Origin of the sequence: Nocardioides zhouii (genome assembly GCF_004137345.1) — a bacterium.
Classification (GTDB): domain Bacteria; phylum Actinomycetota; class Actinomycetes; order Propionibacteriales; family Nocardioidaceae; genus Nocardioides; species Nocardioides zhouii.
Genome location: NZ_SDWV01000014.1, coordinates 24,521 through 41,649 on the forward strand (window position 1 = coordinate 24,521; position 17,129 = coordinate 41,649).

A 17,129-nucleotide genomic window follows, 5' to 3' on the forward strand; every position below is an offset into this window, starting at 1 on the left:
GCGGCCGCCCTCACCAGAAAAGGATCCACAGCATGTCTGGAGCCGCCCCGTCCGGCGTCGACGTCTTCGACCTCGGCAGCGAGCACGAGCAGGTCGTGTTCTGCAACGACCCCGCCAGCGGCCTCCGGGCCATCGTCGCGATCCACTCCACCGCACTGGGCCCGGCCCTCGGTGGGACGCGGTTCTATCCCTACGCCAGCACCGACGACGCGATCGTCGACGTGCTCAACCTCTCGCGCGGGATGTCGTACAAGAACGCGCTCGCCGGCCCCGACCTGGGCGGCGGCAAGGCCGTCATCATCGGTGATCCGGCCGAGCTCAAGACCGAGGCCCTGCTGCGGGCGTACGGCCGGTTCGTGCAGTCGCTCAACGGCCGCTACTTCACCGCCTGCGACGTCGGCACCTTCAGCGTCGACATGGACCACATCGCCCGCGAGTGCGACTTCGTCACCGGCCGCACCGTCGCCCACGGCGGCGCGGGCGACAGCTCGGTGCTGACGGCGTACGGCACCTTCCAGGGCATGCGGGCCGCCGCCGAGCAGCTGTGGGGCGAGCCCACGCTGGCCGGGCGCACCGTCGGTGTCGCCGGCGTCGGCAAGGTCGGCCGCCACCTCGTCCGCCACCTCATCGAGGACGGCGCCACCGTCGTCGTCACCGACGTGCACGCCCCGTCGGTCGAGGCCGTCCGCGCGGAGTACCCGCAGGTGCAGGCCGTCGGCTCGACCGACGAGCTGGTCGCCTCCGAGCTCGACGTGTACGCGCCCTGCGCGATGGGCGGCGCCATCAGCGACGAGGTGCTCGAAGTGCTGCGCGCCTCGATCATCTGCGGCGCGGCGAACAACCAGCTCGCGCACCCCGGCATCGAGAAGCAGATCGCGGAGCGCGGCATCCTGTACGCCCCCGACTACTGCGTGAACTCCGGTGGCGTGATCCAGGTCGCCGACGAGCTCGAGGGCTTCTCCTTCGAGCGCGCGCAGCAGCGCGCGAGCGGCATCTTCGACACCACCCGCCGCGTGTTCGAGCTCGCCGCCGCCGACGGCGTCACCACCGCCGAGGCCGCCGACCGCCTCGCCGAGCGCCGGATGCGCGAGGTCGGCCGCCTGCGCGGCATCCACCTCTGAGGTGACCGGGCAGCGTCGGGGCGCGGTCGTACGCCTCGGCGCCCGGTGGCCCGGACGGCGATCAGGTGTGATCAGTCAGTCGGCACGACGACTGCGGTCGGCATAGTCCGACCACTCGTCCTCATCCGGCTCGACCTCAGTCGGCCTGGGATGGGAATTGTCGTTTCCGTGCAGCTCATTCGCCAGCGCCCCGAAGTCGGTCTCGTGAGTCCGGTACTTCAGGTCGCGTGCGACCTTGGTCTGCTTCGCCTTCGCTCGGCCGCGCCCCATAGGGTCGACCCCCTCGCACACTTGGCCGGGGCCGCCAGAGGGAACTTGTGCAGTTCCCCGACGCGCCCGGTCTGATCGGTCACATATCGTGGGCACAACGCTACCTGAGCGGTGGCTGTTCCCGCACACCAAGGCCCGGCATTTCGCCGACGACCACAGATTTCGGGCTCACCAGCCGGGGTGCTGGCCCTCCATGAGCACGCGTCCGCCGTGGTCGCTGTCGAGGCGTACGTCGCCGGCGACCCACGCCTTGATGCCGTGGCCGGCCAGGACGGCAATCGCGGTGTCGACCGACTCGGGCGCGGTGAGCGACACCATGCCGACGCCGCAGTTGAGCGTCGCCTCGAGGTCGGCCTGCGACACGGCACCGACGCGGCGTACGACGTCGAAGACCGGCTGCGGCGTCCACGTGGAGCGGTCGAGGCGGACCGACACCTCGGCGGGGAGCACCCGCTCGAGGTTGGCGGCGAGCCCGCCGCCGGTCACGTGGGACATGGCGTGGGTCTCGGTGCGGTCGGCGAGGTCGAGGCAGGCCTTGGCGTAGATGCGGGTCGGCTCGAGCAGCTCCTCGCCGAGCGTACGGCCGAAGTCGTCGACCTGCCGGTCGACGGTCCAGCCGGCTCCGCCGGAGTCGGTCGAACCCAGCAGCACGTGGCGCACGAGCGAGTAGCCGTTGGAGTGCAGGCCGCTGGCCTCCATCGCGATCACCACGTCGCCAGGACGGACGCGGCCCGGGCCGAGCAGCTTGCTGGCCTCGACCACACCGGTGGTGGCGCCCGCGACGTCGTAGTCGTCGGGGTCGAGCAGGCCGGGGTGCTCGGCGGTCTCGCCGCCGATGAGGGCGCAGCCGGCGACTACGCACGCCTCCGCGATGCCCTTGACGATGGCCGCGATGCGCTCCGGGACGACGCGGCCGCAGGCGATGTAGTCGGTCATGAAGAGCGGCTCGGCGCCGCAGACGACGAGGTCGTCGACCACCATGCCGACGAGGTCGAAGCCGATCGTGTCGTGCACGTCCATCAGCTGGGCGATGGCGACCTTGGTGCCGACGCCGTCGGTCGAGGTGGCCAGCAGCGGCCGCTCGTAGCGGGTCAGCGCGGACGCGTCGAAGAGCCCGGCGAAGCCGCCGAGGCCGCCGATCACCTCGGGCCGACGGGACTTCTCGACCCAGCCCTTCATCAGGTCGATCGCGCGGTCGGCCGCCTCGATCGAGACCCCGGCTGCGGCGTAGGCCCCGGGAGAGGACTCAGTGGGCTGGTCGGTCACGCAAGGCTCCTGGGGCGTACGACGGGTCAGGGGTTGTTGAGGACCGGCAGTGCCCGGCCCAGCGTCGGCGACTGCAGCGTCGACTCGAGCAGGTGCTTGCCGAGCAGGCTCTCGTCGGGCAGCTCGATGGGATAGGTGCCGGTGAAGCAGGCCGTGCAGAGCGAGTCGCGCTGCTGCTTGGTCGAGTCGATCATCCCGTCGAGCGAGATGTAGCCGAGGGTGTCGGCCCCGACACTGGCGGCGATCTCCTCAGGGGTCAGGCCGTTGGCGATGAGCTCGGCCCGGGTGGCGAAGTCGATGCCGTAGAAGCAGGGCCACTTGACCGGCGGGCTGGAGATGCGGACGTGCACCTCGAGCGCGCCCGCCTCGCGGAGCATCCGCACCTGCGCGCGCTGGGTGTTGCCGCGCACGATCGAGTCGTCGACGACCACGATCCGCTTGCCGCGGATCATGTGCTCGAGCGCGTTGAGCTTGAGCCGGATGCCGAGCTGGCGCAGCGTCTGGCTGGGCTGGATGAAGGTGCGCCCGACGTACGCGTTCTTGACGAACCCCTGGCCGAAGGGAATGCCGGACTCCTCGGCGTAGCCCGCCGCTGCCGGGGTGCCCGACTCGGGCACGGGGATCACGAGGTCGGCCTCGACCGGGAACTCACGCGCGAGCTGTCGGCCCATCTCGACGCGCGACTCGTGGACGCTGCGCCCACCGATCGTGGCGTCGGGCCGGGCGAGGTAGACGTACTCGAACACGCAGCCCTTGCGGTCGGGCTGGGCGAACGTGTGGGAGCGGAGCCCGTTCTCGTCGATCACGACCATCTCGCCGGGCTCGACCTCGCGGACCCGGCTGGCGCCGATCGTGGCGAGCGCGGCGTCCTCGCTGGCGACCACCCAGCCGCGGTCGAGGCGACCGAGCACGAGGGGGCGGATGCCCTGCGGGTCGCGGGCGGCGTACAGCGTGCCCTCGTTCATCCAGACGAAGCAGAAGGCGCCGCGCAGCAGGGGCAGGACCTCGAGCGCGCGCTGCTCGAGCGAGGTGTCGGGGTGGTGCGCCATGAGCGCGGTGACCAGGCCGGTGTCGTTGGTCGAGGTCTCGATGTCGCGGGTGTGCAGCGGCAGCTCGCCGTCGGGGTCGGGCAGGTCGCGGACCATCTGGGCGAGCTCGTGGGTGTTGATCAGGTTGCCGTTGTGGCCGAGCGCGATGGAGCCGTCGACGGTGGGGCGGAAGGTCGGCTGCGCGTTCTGCCAGGTGGAGGCGCCGGTGGTGGAGTAGCGCGAGTGGCCGATCGCGAGGTGGCCCTTGAGCGACTCGAGGGTCGACTCGTCGAAGACCTGCGAGACCAGGCCCATGTCCTTGTAGACCAGGATCTGGCGACCGTTGCTCACCGCGATGCCGGCCGACTCCTGCCCGCGGTGCTGCAGCGCGTACAGCCCGAAGTAGGTCAGCTTGGCGACGTCCTCGCCCGGCGCCCACACGCCGAAGACGCCACAGGCGTCCTGCGGGCCCTGGTCCTGGGGGTCGAGGGCCATGGTCAGACGGCCGTCGCCGCCCATCCGTCTGCTCGTCGGCTGGGGCACGGCTCGCAGTCTACGGGCGCGGCGTCACATCCGTTCGGCGCCGTCCCGGATGGCCTCGCGGATCCGGGTGTAGGTGCCGCACCGGCAGATGTTGCGGATCGTGTCGAGGTCGGCGTCGGTGATGGTCCCGCCCTCGGCGCTCACCCTGTTGACGAGCGCCACGGCGGCCATGATCTGGCCGGGTTGGCAGTAGCCGCACTGGGCCACGTCGCGGTCCAGCCACGCCTCCTGCATCGGGTGCAGGCCGTGGTCGCCGCGCTGTGCGGGCTCGACCTGGTCGGGCAGGCCCTCGATGGTGGTGACCTCGTCGTCGGCGCCCAGCTGGCCCACCGGGACGGCGCACGGATTGAACGCCTTGCCGTTGATGTGGGACGTGCACGCCTTGCACACGTTGATCCCGCAGCCGTACTTCGGCCCGGTGATCCCGAGGCGGTCGCGCAGCACCCACAGGAGGCGTACGTCGTCCTCGACGTCGACCGTGACCCGATTGCCGTTCACGATGAAAGTCTGCTCTGGCATGGGGATGCTCCTCAGGAGGTGAGCTCGAGGCCGTCGGTCGGCGACTGCGGGATGGGCGGCGTGAAGGGCTTGGGCTCGAAGGACAGCTGGCCGTGGTTGATCGGGAACGTGGTGGGCATGGTCCCGGTGGCGCGGGCGTACGCGCAGGCCACGGCGGCGAACGTGGCGGCGACGCCTGCCTCGCCGGCCCCACCGGGCACCGTCTCCTCCGACGGCATCACGATCACCCGGACGTCGGGCGGGGTGTTCCACTGGCGCGTGTAGAAATAGTTGTCCCAGCTCGCCTCGAGGAAGTGGCCGTCGCGCAGGTGGAGGCTCGACGTCAGCGCGAGGGCGATGCCGTCGTTGATCCCGCCCTGCATCTGCGCTTCGAGCCCGCGCGGGTTGACCGCCAGACCGACGTCGATCGCGAAGGTGACCCGGGTGACGCGCGGACCGGTGACCGCGTTGCGGATCTGGCGACCCGTGGTCGCGGGTCGGGTGTCGATCTCCACGAGGCAGGCCGAGACGCCCTTGTACTCCTTGTGGATGGCGATGCCCTGCGCGGTGCCGGCCGGCATCGACCTGCCCCACTCCCCCGCCTGCGCGACCGTGTCGAGGACCGCGAGGAGCCTCGGGTTGCGCTGGAACTTCCGGCGGAACTGGTAGGGGTCCATCCGCATCTTGGCGGCGAGCTTGTCCACGACGAGCTCGCCCGCCACGCGTACGTCGGGTGAGTAGATGTTGCGCATCGAGCCGGTGTTGAAGCGGTCGTCGGTCTCGACGAGGGTCTGCACGACGGCGCCGAAGTCGTAGGGCACCTCCTGGGTGAGCGCGAAGATCGTCTCGGCGAAGCCGAGGTTCCCGACGCCGGCCGGGAGGTCGGCGCCGGCAGCCGTGATGATCTCGCCGAGGCCATGGCGGAAGTCGGTCTCGACGCAGGTGAGCGACTGGTTGAACGCGAGCACCTCGTTGCCGAGGACCGTCGCCTGGACCCGGCAGGTGCCCATCGGGTGGCCGCGGCCGACCCGGGCGTCGTCGGCGCGGTGCCACATCAGCTTGACCGGCGCGGCCATCTTCTGGGAGATCTCGGCGGCCTCGAGGGCGGCGTCGAAGAACAGCCGTCGACCGAAGGAGCCTCCGGCGGTGACGACGTTGACCTTCACCTTGTCGGGCGCCATGCCGAGCCGGAGGGCGATCTGCTGCTGCGCCACGATGGGCGACTTGAGGCCCGCCCAGATGGTGGCCCCGTCGGGACGTACGTCGGCAATGGCGCTGTTGGTGTCCATCGCGGAGTTGCTGCGGAAGTAGAAGGTGAAGTCGCCGGACACCGTCTGTGTGAGCGGGGTGCTGGGCAGCGCGGGCATCGGCAGCTGGGCCGCGCGCAGCTTGCGCAGGATCGTCGCGTCGCTCTCCCCCGCGACCGGGCCCGCCTTCCACGCGACGTCGAGCGCGCGAACGGCGTCGATGCACTGGCCGAAGGTCTCGGCACGGACGGCGACGCCGGTGCTGACCTGCGAGACGTGGGTGACGCCGGGCATCGCCTCGACCGCGGCCTCGTTGCGTACGGACACGGGCGTGCCGTTGAGCGTGGGCGCCCGGCAGACCATCGTCGGCAGCGCACCGGCCACGTCGAGGTCGGTGGTGAAGTCCTTGGCGCCGGTCACGGCAGCCACGGCGTCGACGCGGTTCGTGGGCCGGCCGACCAGGGTGAAGTCGGCCTCGCTCTTGAGCTCGACCTCGACGGCGCGGTCCCCCGAGACGGCGGCCTTCGCGGCCAGCTCGCCGTAGGTGACCGAGCTGCCGTCGCCCGCGGTGATGACGCCGCCCTTGGCGACGAGGCCGCCCACCGTGTCGCCGAGCACGATCGCGGCGGCCTCGAGCAGGGCGAGTCGGGCGACGGCGGCGGCGACCCGGATCGGGGTGTACGTCGAGATGGTGGTGTTGGACCCACCGGTCAGCTGGTTGAAGAGCAGCTCCGGGCGGGCCGGGGCGAGGGTGACGGTGACCTTCTCCAGCGGCAGGTCGAGCTCCTCGGCGATCAGCATCGCCGTGGACGTGGTGATGCCCTGGCCGACCTCCGCGCGAGGAAGCTCGAAGCTGGCCGTGCCGTCGGCGTTGATCGTGACGGTGATCAGGTTGGCCGTCGGCCGCGCGGCGTCGGTCAGCATGTCGTTGAGGTCGTAGAGCTCGGGGACCTGCGGCGCGGTCGGGATCTCGGCGCTGGCGGGCGGCGCCTCGACGAGCACCAGGTCGGCGGCGGCCACGAGGGTCGCGCCACCGAGGACGTAGCCGACGAAGCGGCGCCGGTCGAGGGCGTACGGCGCCGCGGGGGCCCCGAGATCTTGGTCGGGCGCAGGGTCGTGGGGGTCGCTCGAGTTGGGCATCCGAGAATCACCCGATCTGGTCGGCCCGGGATCCTCCCGGGCAGAGGTCCCTCCCCAGGAACCGCCCGTCCACTGTGACAGTGACGCTGTCACAGTTCAAGGCGAGGTCCAGCGACCGATACCTGAGGACGTGGTAATCGGGTCCGGAGCCGACCGACGTACGTGGTGTCCTCAGGTATCGGTGAGGACGGTGCGGACCCGGTGGAGGGCCAGGCGCGCGGCGGCGCGGGTGGTGGCCGGGAGGGGCAGCGCGTCGAGCAGCCGGTGCGGCCGGGCCCAGTCGGGGTCCGAGGGCAGCGACGCCTCGGGGCCGGCGTACGTCGGGTCGGTGGCGAGCTCGATCGCCTCGCCGAGCCCGAGCAGGTGGCCCCCGTCGCGCGGCACCCAGGTGTGGCCCGGCCGGCAGACCATGTCGTGATGGAGCGACTCGATGAGCGAGGTGACGGTGTGGAAGGGGGCCGTCGTGGCGAGGGCGGCTCCGAGGCCGACGAGGCTGGTCGGGACGAGTGGTGCGGGCAGCCGCAGGCGGGACAGGCCGGCGCCGCGGGAGCAGGCGCGCATCAGCCGCGGGTAGGTGATGACGTCCGGTCCGCCAATGTCGACGGCACCGCGCGGCCCGTCGTCCTCGAGGGCCTCGCCGATGGCGCGGAGCACGTCGGAGACGGCGATCGGCTGCACGTTGCGGTTCATCCACGTCGGCACCGGCTGGACGACGAAGAGCGTCGCGATCTGGCGGATGATCTCGAACGAGGTCGACCCGGCCCCGATGACGACACCCGCGCGCAGGGCCGCCGCGTCGTCGCTGGCGCCCAGCAGGATCCGCTCGACCTCGAGCCGCGAGGCGATGTGGGCCGACAGCTCGTCCTCGGCCACGTCGGGCACCAGGCCGGAGAGGTAGACGAGGCGGCGTACGCGGTGGTGACGGGCAGCCGCCGCGACGTGCTCGGCCCCGAGCCGGTCGCGGTCGGTGAAGTCGCTGCGCTGCAGCGAGTGGACGAGGTAGACCACGGCGTCGACGTCCGACACCGCCGCGTCGACCGACGCCTCGTCGGTCACGTCGCAGCGGATCGCCTCGACGCGCTCGTCCCAGCCGAAGCGGTCGGGGTCGGGCACCGACGACGACGCGGCCACCACGTCATGGCCGCGGTCGAGCAGGTGCGGGACGAGGCGGGAGCCGACGTAGCCGGTCGCGCCGAGGACGAGGATCCTCACGGCATGCCTCCTCGTCCCAGGCCGTCGCGAGCGGCGTCCGGCGCGTGCGATGGCAAGGCGGAGGAGGGAGACATGGCGGAGCCATGGCGACTGACGACAACGCGGCCAGCGTGCGTGCCGGGGGCCGCGCAGCAGGCCGTGGGGCGGGGAGTCATGCCTGAGCTTCACCGAGGTGCTTGAGCAGGTTGCGGGAGAAGACGCTGCCCATGTGCTTCACGACCCCGGCCATCACCCGCTCGACCGCCGGCCGCGCCAGGCCCGGCAGCGGGAGGGTGCAGGCGATCTGCAGGTCGATGGTGACGTCGGTGCCGCCGCCGGCGTGGTCGGCCAGGAGGTACGTGCCCTCGACCGAGGTCATCTCGTCGGTGCGGGCGGGGTCGTGGGTGAACTCGATCCGCTCCTCGGGGTGCAGCTCCATCACCTCGGTGAACGCGGGCGCCACCGAGGCGCCGAGCACGGGGATGGTGGCCAGCCGCCAGACCCAGCGGTCGCCGTCGACCGTGATCGAGGTGACGTAGGGCGTGATCTTCGCGATCAGGTCGGCATCGGTCAGCGCCGCCCACACCTCGCTGCGGGGTGAGCGGAGGACCGCGGAGGACCGGTCGCGTGCACGGAACGTTGCCATTCCGCGAGGCTACCGGCGGGTTCCCGACGACCATCGGGGTGAGTCAGCGGGCGAGCTCACCGAGGTTGCGCAGGAGGAACGCCTCGGCCTTGACGACCTTCTCGAACTCGGCAAGGTGCAGGCCCTCGTTGGCGCCGTGGGCGCGGGTGTCGGGGTCCTCGACGCCGGTGACCAGGACGCTCGCCTGCGGGAAGGCCTCGAGGAACTCGGCGATGAACGGGATCGACCCGCCGACCCCCATGTCGACCGGCTCGGTGCCGTCCCAGGCCTCGGCGAACGCGGCGCGCGCGGCGTCGTACGCCGGACCCGTCGCGTCGATCTGCGTGGCTTCGCCGGTGTCGACGACCGTGGTGCTCAGCGTGGCGCCCCAGGCGACGTGCTTCTCGAGGTGGGCCTGCAGGCACTGGACGGCGTTGGCGGTCGTGTCGCCGGGCGCGATGCGCATGCTGATCCGGCAGCGGGCGGCGGGCGTCAGCGTGTTGGAGGCGCCCTCGACCTTCGGGGCGTCGAAGCCGGTGATGCTGACGGACGGCTTGGTCCAGAGGCGCTCGACGACCGACCCGGAGCCGATCCACTCGATGCCCTCGGCGGCGCCGGACTCGGCGCGCAGGCGGGCCTCGGGATACTCGACGTCGGCGGCGGGGCCGGAGTGGAGGCCCTCGACGGCGACGTTGCCGGCGTCGTCGTTGAGGCTCGCGATGAGTCGGCTCAGGGTCATGATCGAGTCGGGCACCAGGCCGCCCCACATGCCACTGTGCACGGCGTGCGTGAGCGTACGGACCTCGATGTCCATCCGGACCAGGCCACGCAGGCTGGTGGTCAGCGCGGGCTCGCCGATGTCCCAGTTGCCGGAGTCGGCGATGACGATGACGTCGGCCTCGAGGCGGTCCTTGTGGGTGTTGAGCAGCTCGACGAGGGTGTCGGAGCCGACCTCCTCCTCGCCCTCGATGAACATCACGAGGTTGACCGGGAGCTCGTCGCCGAAGATGCGCACCGCGCCGAGGTGGGCGGCGATGCCGGCCTTGTCGTCGGCGGCACCGCGGGCATAGAGCCGGTCGCCTCGCTCGGTCGGCTCCCACGGCGGGGAGTCCCAGTCGGCGTGGTCGTTCTCCGGCTGGACGTCGTGGTGGGCGTAGAGCAGGACGGTCGGCGCGCCCTCGGGGCCGGCCTTCTTCGCGATCACGGCCGGCGGCGCACCGTCGTACGCCCGGACGATCTCGGCCTCGAAGCCCTCGGCGGCGAAGAGGTCCCGCGTCGCCTCGGCGCTGCGCTCGACCTCGCCGGCGCGCTCGGGGTCGGCGGACACGGACTGGATGCGGACCAGGTCCTCCAGGTCGCGGCGGATGCCGGGCATGACCTCGGCGAGACGAGCGGGGATGTCGACAGTCATACGGCCCACCCTAGAGCGACGTGCTCAGCCGTCGAGCGTCGCCCATTCGCCGCTGCGCTGCTCCATCATCAGCTGCCGCTCGACGTCGGCGAACCCGAGCTTGCGGTAGATCCCGATGGCCTCGCCGTCGGTGTCGGCGACGATCACGAGGGTGCGTACGCCGAGCCGGTCGAGGCCGTGCTCACCCGCGGCGTGGACGACCGCAGCAGCCAGGCCCCGGCGGCGGTGGTCGGGGTGCGTCTCGACGCTCTGGTAGCGCGCCACGCCCTCCTCGGTCACGAAGATCCCGGCCGTCGACACGAGCGTCCCGTCGACGTACGCGCCGAAGCGGGTGCCGCGACCGGCGTCGACGAGGCGGCGTTCCTGGGCGTTCTTCTGCCGGGCGAAGGTCATGAAGGCGTCCTCGGACGTCTGCGGGTAGAGCTGCTGGCTCAGCCGGGCGCGCGCCTCCCAGTCGTCGTCGCCGTCGAGCGCCCGGACCTCCGCCTCGACCTCGCGGGCGGGCTCGAGTGACGACGCCGTGAGCACCGTCGCGACGTCGACGGTCAGGCCGGCGGCCTCGAAGGCGGCCCGTGCCTCGTCGGTGAGGTCGGCGGTGTCGATGCCGATGCTGACGTGCTCGGCGAGCGGGAACTCGGTGTGGAACGCGCCGACGACCTCGCGCTCACCTCCGGGCACCGGCGGCCGGGCGAGGAGCAGGAAGTTGCCCCAGAAGTAGGACGGGTTGTCCGGCGAGCGGACGACGAGGTGCGTGCCGCGATCCTCGACCACGCTGCCCGAGGAGGTCAGGAGGGCGAGGTCGGTGCGGAATCCGAGGGAGCTCACGTGCATGGTGCGGAGGCTAGTCCGTCGAGAGCGGGAGGTATGCCGAGAGGTCGGTGCGCTCGCCGCTCGCGAGGACCGCGCCCGAGGCCAGCGCCTCCGCCCAGGTCGTCCGTCCGGTCGCCACGGCGAGCCACGTCTCGCCGTCGGTCTCGATCACCGCGGGCGGCGTGCCGCGGGTGTGGCGTACGCCCGGCACCACCTGCACGGCGGCGTACGGCGGCACGCGGACCTCGACCGACCGACCGGGCGCACGCTCCTCGAGGACCGCGAGGTAGTGCTTGACCAAGGCCTTCGTGTCGGCGGTCGCCAGTGCCTCAGGGCTCAGGATCTTGAGGCGGGCCGGCACCCCTCGAACCTATCCGGCGGTGCCCCCGGCTGCGGTCAGGCGATGGCGTCGAGGACGGCGATGCAGGCGGCCCAGGCCTCGCTGGTCGGGTCGATCACGCCGAAGTGCCCGCCGGTGACCTCGACGAGGGTGGCTTCCGCGCCCGCGGCGGTCGCGGCATCGACGTATGCCGTGGCCTGCGCGAACGGGACGATGTCGTCGTCGGTCGCGTGCACCGCCCACATCGGCACGTCGAGCGGGACCTGCGCGAGCGGATCTGCCTGTTCGTACGCCGCCGGGGCCTCGCCGCCGAGGAACGCCTTGGCGGCATCGGCGCCGAGGCCCTCCGCGACGGCAGTCTGGAGGTCGAGCACGCCCGCCTGGCTGATCACGTGGGTGAGGGCCGGGCCGTCGGCCCAGCGGTCGAAGCGCGCGCGGGCGCCCGCCCACGTGGCGAGGTGGCCGCCCGCCGAGTGCCCCAGTGTGATGACGGGGCCGGTGGCGTCGGTCGCGACCGCTCCGATGGCCGCGTGGATGTCGTCGAGGGTCTCGGGGAAGCCGCCGCCGTTGCCGACCCGGCGGTACTCCACGTTGGCCGCGGTCCAGCCGCGCCCGACGAGGTCCTCGGCCAGTGGGGCGCCGTACTCCGCGCCGTACTCCGCCTTCCAGAAGCCGCCGTGGATGACGACGACCAGGCCTCGACTCGTGCCCTCGGGGGTGTGGCGGTCGACCCACTGGCTCGGGTCGTCGCCGTAGGTGATGCGCTCGACGCCGCCACCGCCGGGATCGCTGGCGGTGGGCGCATCGGGCACGGCGGACTCCTCGGAGCAGGCGCTCATCAGGGCGGACGACATCAGCCCGAGTGCGGGCAGGGCGAGCAGCGTACGACGGCGCATGACGGGGGTTCGGAGCCGAGCCGCGGATCGCTCGGCGCGCACGACCGGCGTCACTCGACGACCGCCTCCGGGAGCGGCTGGAGGATCTGGACGAGGTGGTAGGTGCGGCGCTTCTCGGCGCGGCCGCGCGTGCGGTCCGACCACGCCTCGACGAGGTCGTCGATCTCCTGGCGCAGCTGGTGGGCCTCGTCGTCGGTCAGCTTGATCGCGTGGTCGGACGCGGTGAAGACGCCACTCCCCTCTGCCCGGTCGAGGACGAACGTGCGGTCGACCACCTCGTGGAGCCGGGCGAGCTGGGTGGTGCGGAAGACGTCGACGGCAGCCCGGCCACCGGGTGCGTCCTTGAGCTGGCGGAGGTTCACGGTGAAGCCCTGCGCCGCCGTCGCCTTCCACACCCGGTCGCGCTTGTCGCGCGCCTCCTCGGGCGCCTCCTCGACCAGGCCGTACTTCGCGAGCTGGCGCAGGTGGAAGCTCGCCTGGTTGGCCGGGATGCCGAGCTCGCGAGCCACGTCGGCGGCCCGGATCGGGCCCGACGCGGACAGCTCCTCGAGGATGCGCGTACGCACCGGGTGCGCGATCGCCCGCAGCACTCGGGGGTCGCTGAGCGGTTGCGGTTCAGGCATGGCGCCATCGTACCCGAATTGCGCACGTTCTATTGCGCAACACTACGTGCGCAACATATGGTGCGGACATGCCCGGATACCGCCAGCTCTCCCGCAACCGCGACTTCACCGTCCTCTGGCTCGGGGACACTGTCAGCGAGCTCGGCAGCGCGCTGTCGATGTTCGTCTTCCCGCTGATCGCCTACGCACTGAGCGGCTCGGCCCTCACCGCGGCCGTCGTCGAGGCGGCGTACCTCGGCGGCCTGTGCGCGACGCTGCTGCCGGCGGGCGTGCTCGCCGATCGCGTCGACCGCAAGCGGATCATGCTCGTCTCGAGCGCCACCGGCTGCGCGGCGTACACCTCGCTGGCCGTCGCGGGCGCCACCGGCCACCTCACGCTCCCCCACCTGGTCGGCGTGGCGCTGGTCGCCGGCGTCGCGGCGGGCGCGTTCAACCCTGCGCAGACCTCAGCGATCCGCTCGGTCGTGGCGACCGAGGACCTGCCGACCGCGCTGAGCCAGAACCAGGCCCGCCAGCACGTCGCGTCGCTGCTCGGCGGCCCGCTCGGCGGTGCGTTGTACGCCGTCACGCGCTGGCTGCCGTTCGCCGTCGACGCGATCTCCTTCGCGATCGCCTGCCTCACCGTGAGCCGGGTGCGCACCGACCTCAGCGCCCCGCAGCGGCGGCACGAACCGCTGCGCGACCAGCTCGCCGAGGGGTTCCGATTCATGTGGGGGCGCCCGTTCTTCCGCACCCTGCTGCTCTGGGCCTCGCTCACCAACCTGGTGACCAACGCGATCTTCTTCGTGGTGGTGCTCCGGATGGTGCAGGAGGGCGTGCCGGCCGCCCAGATCGGTCTCGTCTCGACCGCTGCCGGCGTCGGCGGGATCACCGGCGCGATGCTCGCACCGAGCCTGATCCACCGCATGCCGACCGGTCGACTGACCGTGCTCATCGGCTGGATGTGCTGCCTGCCGCTCGTGCCGCTCGCCTTCTCGTCGAGCGTGTGGACCGCCTGCGCGAGCACGTTCTTCCTGCTGCTGCTCAACCCGGTCGGCAACGCCGGCATCAGCTCCTACCGGATGGCGGTCACTCCCGACCACCTCCAGGGCCGGGTCGGCTCGACCAGCCAGTTCGTCTCGATGTCGGTGATGCCGCTCTCGCCGCTTCTCGGCGGCTACCTCCTCGAGCACCAGGGCGGGACCACCGCAGTCTCCGTGCTGGTCGTCGCCACGGCCCTGCTGGCCGTCCTGCTCACCTCGAGCCGGTCGATCCGGTCGGTGCCGCGGCCCTCGGAGTGGGTGCTCGACGACGCGGCTCAGCCTGCGCTCGCGGCCTGACCGACGCGGCCGAAGCGCGCGCCCACCTCGGCCACTCGCTCGGCCAGCTCGGGGGGCGACTCGACCACGAACTCTGCGCCCGACCCGGCCAGCACCATCACCGGCCAGTCGAGATCGTCGACGTTCATCTCGAGCACGCACCCGTCGCCGTCCGCGGTCACGGTCCCCCACCGGCCGACCTGGGCGGCGAGGTCGTCGGCCGCCATCGCCAACCGTGCGCGTACGGCGTAGCGCTGGGGCATCCGGCGGATGCCCTGCTGCACGAAGGCGAGGGCGTCGGCGGCGGGCAGCTCGCGGGCCCGGAACCGCTGGCCGGTCGGCTCCGGCGCGGAGATCCGGTCGAGGCGGAAGCTGCGCCAGTCCATCCGGTCGCGGTCCCAGGCGACGAGGTACCACCGGCGCCCGAGGCTCACCAGGCGGAGCGGCTCGACCCGGCGGTGAGTGACGTCGGCCTCGCGCGCGGTGTAGTCGAACCGGAGCAGCTCGCTGTCGCGGCAGGCCTGGGCGAGCGTGGTCAGCACGGCGGCGTCGAAGACCGGCGCGCCCTCCCACGGCCCGGGCGACTCGGTCTGGCTGGCGACCGCGTCCATCTGCCGGCGCAGCCGCGGCGGCATAAGCGACAGCACCTTGGAGAGGGCCCGCACGGACCAGTCGTCCATCCCGGCGACCGCCCCGGCGGCCGCCGTACGCAGGCCGACGGCGATCGCGACCGCCTCCTCGTCCTCGAGCAGGATCGGCGGCAGCGAGCCACCGGCTCGCAGCTGGTAGCCGCCGGCGGAGCCGCGCACCGCGTCGACGGTGTAGCCGAGCTCGCGCAGCCGGTCGACGTCGCGGCGCAGCGTGCGCGGGCTGACGTCCAGCCGGTCGGACAGCTCCGGACCCGGCCAGTAGCGGTGGGTCTGGAGCAGGGACAGCAGCCGCAGCATCCGCTCGCTCGTGCTCATGTCTCCAAGAATATTCGCAATGCGGTCAGAAAGTGACCGCATGGGTTCCTAGCATGGCTGTCATGACCATCAACCACCGCCAGAACACCACCGGACCGGCGATCGTGACCCGTGGCCTGACCCGCCACTTCACCTCGCGCAAGCAGACCGTCGAGGCCGTCCAGGGCCTCGACCTCGAGATCGGGCAGGGCGAGCTGGTCGCCTTCCTCGGCCCCAACGGGGCCGGCAAGTCGACCACGCTGCGCATGCTCACCACCCTCATCCCGCCCACGTCCGGCTCGGCGAGCGTCGCCGGGCACGACGTGGTGACCGGCCAGCGCGACGTACGCCAGGCGATCGGCTTCGTCGGCCAGGGCAACGGCGCCGGGCACCGCCAGCTCGGCCGCGACGAGCTGATCAGCCAGGGACGGGCGCACGGGCTGTCCCGGGCCGATGCCCACCGTCGCGCCGGCGAGCTGATCGACGACCTCGACCTCGGCGCCGTGGCCGACCGCAAGGTCTCCTCGCTGTCGGGCGGGCAGCGGCGCCGGCTCGACATCGCGATGGGGCTCGTGCACCTGCCTCGGGTGCTCTTCCTCGACGAGCCGTCGACCGGCCTCGACCCGCAGAACCGGATCAACCTCCAGGAGCTCATCCAGCGGCTGCACGCCGAGAGCGGCAGCACGGTCGTGCTCACGACCCACTACCTCGAGGAGGCCGACGCCCTCGCCGGCCGCGTGATCGTGGTCGACCACGGCCGCGTCATCGCGGACGACTCGGCAGCCCGGCTGAAGAGCGGCCTCGGCGACCTCGTGCGGCTGTCGTACGACGACCCGGCACCGCTCGCGCGCGCCGCGGCCCGGCTGGAGCGGGTGCCCGACGCCCGCGTCGAGGTCTCCGACGACACCGTCGACCTGCGGGTCAAGGACGGCTCCGCGATGATCGGCGAGCTGCTCGCCGACCTGGCCGCGGACGGCGTACCCCCGGCGCGGATCGAGGTCGCCCGGCCGACCCTCGACGACGTCTTCCTCGACCTGACCGGCCGCAGCCTGCGCGAGACGCAGCAGACGGCATCCACCGACACCGAGGCCGCCACCAACCAGACCCAGAGCGAGGTCGCAGCATGAGCACATTCGTTTCCGACACCGTCAACGTGATGAACCGCGAGCTCAAGCCGGTCTGGCGCGAGCCGATGGCCGTGATCTTCGCGATGATCCAGCCGCTGGTCTTCCTCGGCCTCTTCGCGCCCCTCCTCCCGGAGATGGCGACGGGTGGGTCGGCGCTGCAGTGGTTCGTGCCCGGCATCGTGGCGATGACCGCCCTGATGGGCGCGTCGTTCACCGGCTCCAACCTGATGGAGGAGATGCAGTCGGGCTCGCACGAGCGCCAGCTCGTCTCGCCGCTGGGCCGGCCCGCGCTGCTGGTCGGTCGCGCCCTCAAGGAGGTCGTGCCGATGCTCATGCAGGTCGCGATCATCGTCGCGGTCGTGACGCCGTTCAGCTTCGACCTGCACCTCGGCGGCGTGCTGGCCGCGGCGCTGGTGCTCTCGCTCTTCAGCATCGGCGTGGGTGCGCTGTCGTTCGCGCTCGCGCTGGCGTCGAAGGGCCAGGACTGGATGTTCTGGACAGTCCAGCAGACGCTGCTGTTCCCCGCGCTTCTCACCGCCGGCGTGCTGCTGCCGATGGACGGCGCGCCCCGCTGGCTCGAGGTCGTCTCGATGCTCAACCCGATGACGTACGTCGTCGACGCGACGCGCGCGCTGTTCGCCGGCACCTACCCGGCCGACGTCGTGGCGCAGAGTGTCGCCGGCGCGGCCCTCACCGCCGCGCTCGGGCTCCTGGTCGGCGTACGCGCGATGCGCCGCTCGAGCTGAGGCCG

At 72.1% G+C, this 17,129-nt stretch carries 17 protein-coding genes; 4 read left to right on the plus strand and 13 right to left on the minus strand.

Annotated elements, in window-relative coordinates:
- Positions 1-32 precede the first annotated feature (32 nt).
- Positions 33-1,121, plus strand: a complete 1,089-nt coding sequence (locus tag EUA94_RS14045; protein ID WP_129427512.1) for a Glu/Leu/Phe/Val family dehydrogenase — start codon at positions 33-35, stop codon at positions 1,119-1,121.
- A gap of 75 nt (positions 1,122-1,196) precedes the next feature.
- Here the strand turns inward: EUA94_RS14045 and EUA94_RS14050 are convergent, their stop codons facing one another.
- The 12 genes from EUA94_RS14050 to EUA94_RS14105 all read right to left on the minus strand — a co-directional run bounded on the left by EUA94_RS14050 (position 1,197) and on the right by EUA94_RS14105 (position 13,009).
- The gene (locus EUA94_RS14050; RefSeq protein WP_129427513.1) at positions 1,197-1,391 is read right to left on the minus strand and encodes a DUF3073 domain-containing protein; all 195 of its coding nucleotides are present in this window, start codon (positions 1,389-1,391) and stop codon (positions 1,197-1,199) included.
- Positions 1,392-1,559: 168 nt separating this feature from the next.
- The gene (gene purM / locus EUA94_RS14055) at positions 1,560-2,657 is read right to left on the minus strand and encodes a phosphoribosylformylglycinamidine cyclo-ligase (protein WP_129427514.1); all 1,098 of its coding nucleotides are present in this window, start codon (positions 2,655-2,657) and stop codon (positions 1,560-1,562) included.
- Between the two features lie 26 nt (positions 2,658-2,683).
- Positions 2,684-4,204 carry an amidophosphoribosyltransferase gene (purF, locus tag EUA94_RS14060; RefSeq protein WP_129427592.1) on the minus strand — a complete coding sequence of 507 codons (1,521 nt, stop codon included), beginning with the start codon at positions 4,202-4,204 and terminating at the stop codon, positions 2,684-2,686.
- Positions 4,205-4,252: 48 nt separating this feature from the next.
- A complete protein-coding gene (locus EUA94_RS14065) occupies positions 4,253-4,747 on the minus strand; it encodes a (2Fe-2S)-binding protein (protein WP_129427515.1) in 495 nt (164 codons plus the stop codon).
- Between the two features lie 11 nt (positions 4,748-4,758).
- Positions 4,759-7,113: a molybdopterin cofactor-binding domain-containing protein gene (locus EUA94_RS14070; protein WP_129427516.1), complete on the minus strand. Its 2,355-nt coding sequence runs from the start codon at positions 7,111-7,113 to the stop codon at positions 4,759-4,761.
- A 171-nt stretch (positions 7,114-7,284) separates the two neighbouring features.
- Positions 7,285-8,325 carry an NAD-dependent epimerase/dehydratase family protein gene (locus EUA94_RS14075; protein WP_165356901.1) on the minus strand — a complete coding sequence of 347 codons (1,041 nt, stop codon included), beginning with the start codon at positions 8,323-8,325 and terminating at the stop codon, positions 7,285-7,287.
- 151 nt (positions 8,326-8,476) lie between these two features.
- Complete coding sequence (locus EUA94_RS14080; protein ID WP_129427518.1) at positions 8,477-8,950, minus strand: SRPBCC family protein; 474 nt, start codon at positions 8,948-8,950, stop codon at positions 8,477-8,479.
- A gap of 43 nt (positions 8,951-8,993) precedes the next feature.
- Positions 8,994-10,340: a dipeptidase gene (locus tag EUA94_RS14085; protein ID WP_129427519.1), complete on the minus strand. Its 1,347-nt coding sequence runs from the start codon at positions 10,338-10,340 to the stop codon at positions 8,994-8,996.
- A 24-nt stretch (positions 10,341-10,364) separates the two neighbouring features.
- Complete coding sequence (locus EUA94_RS14090) at positions 10,365-11,171, minus strand: GNAT family N-acetyltransferase (protein WP_129427520.1); 807 nt, start codon at positions 11,169-11,171, stop codon at positions 10,365-10,367.
- Between the two features lie 10 nt (positions 11,172-11,181).
- On the minus strand, positions 11,182-11,511 hold the full coding sequence (locus EUA94_RS14095; RefSeq protein WP_207210558.1) for a sterol carrier family protein: 330 nt from the start codon (positions 11,509-11,511) through the stop codon (positions 11,182-11,184).
- A gap of 35 nt (positions 11,512-11,546) precedes the next feature.
- The gene (locus tag EUA94_RS14100; protein ID WP_242494873.1) at positions 11,547-12,440 is read right to left on the minus strand and encodes an alpha/beta hydrolase; all 894 of its coding nucleotides are present in this window, start codon (positions 12,438-12,440) and stop codon (positions 11,547-11,549) included.
- On the minus strand, positions 12,437-13,009 hold the full coding sequence (locus tag EUA94_RS14105) for a winged helix-turn-helix domain-containing protein (RefSeq protein ID WP_129427521.1): 573 nt from the start codon (positions 13,007-13,009) through the stop codon (positions 12,437-12,439). The genes EUA94_RS14100 and EUA94_RS14105 overlap by 4 nt, the downstream gene beginning before the upstream one ends.
- 68 nt (positions 13,010-13,077) lie before the next feature.
- On the opposite strand from EUA94_RS14105, the gene EUA94_RS14110 reads away from it, so the two are divergent.
- Positions 13,078-14,328 carry an MFS transporter gene (locus tag EUA94_RS14110; protein ID WP_129427522.1) on the plus strand — a complete coding sequence of 417 codons (1,251 nt, stop codon included), beginning with the start codon at positions 13,078-13,080 and terminating at the stop codon, positions 14,326-14,328.
- Here EUA94_RS14110 and EUA94_RS14115 read toward each other — a convergent pair.
- Positions 14,307-15,272: a helix-turn-helix transcriptional regulator gene (locus EUA94_RS14115; RefSeq protein WP_207210559.1), complete on the minus strand. Its 966-nt coding sequence runs from the start codon at positions 15,270-15,272 to the stop codon at positions 14,307-14,309. The two genes, EUA94_RS14110 and EUA94_RS14115, sit on opposite strands and share 22 nt — an antisense overlap.
- A gap of 62 nt (positions 15,273-15,334) precedes the next feature.
- On the opposite strand from EUA94_RS14115, the gene EUA94_RS14120 reads away from it, so the two are divergent.
- Positions 15,335-16,378, plus strand: coding sequence for an ATP-binding cassette domain-containing protein (locus tag EUA94_RS14120; RefSeq protein ID WP_129427523.1), 1,044 nt, complete (start codon positions 15,335-15,337; stop codon positions 16,376-16,378).
- Positions 16,375-17,124, plus strand: coding sequence for an ABC transporter permease (locus EUA94_RS14125; protein WP_129427524.1), 750 nt, complete (start codon positions 16,375-16,377; stop codon positions 17,122-17,124). The genes EUA94_RS14120 and EUA94_RS14125 overlap by 4 nt, the downstream gene beginning before the upstream one ends.
- The last annotated feature ends 5 nt before the right edge of the window (positions 17,125-17,129 follow it).

What these genes read in the sequence shown, in the direction of transcription:
- EUA94_RS14115 (WP_207210559.1), bottom strand. Translation starts at nt 15,272, where the DNA reads ATGAGCACGAGCGAGCGGATGCTGCGGCTGCTGTCCCTGCTCCAGACC.
- EUA94_RS14105 (WP_129427521.1), bottom strand. Translation starts at nt 13,009, where the DNA reads ATGCCTGAACCGCAACCGCTCAGCGACCCCCGAGTGCTGCGGGCGATC.
- EUA94_RS14120 (WP_129427523.1), top strand. Translation starts at nt 15,335, where the DNA reads ATGACCATCAACCACCGCCAGAACACCACCGGACCGGCGATCGTGACC.
- EUA94_RS14110 (WP_129427522.1), top strand. Translation starts at nt 13,078, where the DNA reads ATGCCCGGATACCGCCAGCTCTCCCGCAACCGCGACTTCACCGTCCTC.
- EUA94_RS14045 (WP_129427512.1), top strand. Translation starts at nt 33, where the DNA reads ATGTCTGGAGCCGCCCCGTCCGGCGTCGACGTCTTCGACCTCGGCAGC.
- EUA94_RS14090 (WP_129427520.1), bottom strand. Translation starts at nt 11,171, where the DNA reads ATGCACGTGAGCTCCCTCGGATTCCGCACCGACCTCGCCCTCCTGACC.
- EUA94_RS14070 (WP_129427516.1), bottom strand. Translation starts at nt 7,113, where the DNA reads ATGCCCAACTCGAGCGACCCCCACGACCCTGCGCCCGACCAAGATCTC.
- EUA94_RS14050 (WP_129427513.1), bottom strand. Translation starts at nt 1,391, where the DNA reads ATGGGGCGCGGCCGAGCGAAGGCGAAGCAGACCAAGGTCGCACGCGAC.
- EUA94_RS14065 (WP_129427515.1), bottom strand. Translation starts at nt 4,747, where the DNA reads ATGCCAGAGCAGACTTTCATCGTGAACGGCAATCGGGTCACGGTCGAC.
- EUA94_RS14080 (WP_129427518.1), bottom strand. Translation starts at nt 8,950, where the DNA reads ATGGCAACGTTCCGTGCACGCGACCGGTCCTCCGCGGTCCTCCGCTCA.
- purF (WP_129427592.1), bottom strand. Translation starts at nt 4,204, where the DNA reads ATGGGCGGCGACGGCCGTCTGACCATGGCCCTCGACCCCCAGGACCAG.
- EUA94_RS14125 (WP_129427524.1), top strand. Translation starts at nt 16,375, where the DNA reads ATGAGCACATTCGTTTCCGACACCGTCAACGTGATGAACCGCGAGCTC.
- EUA94_RS14085 (WP_129427519.1), bottom strand. Translation starts at nt 10,340, where the DNA reads ATGACTGTCGACATCCCCGCTCGTCTCGCCGAGGTCATGCCCGGCATC.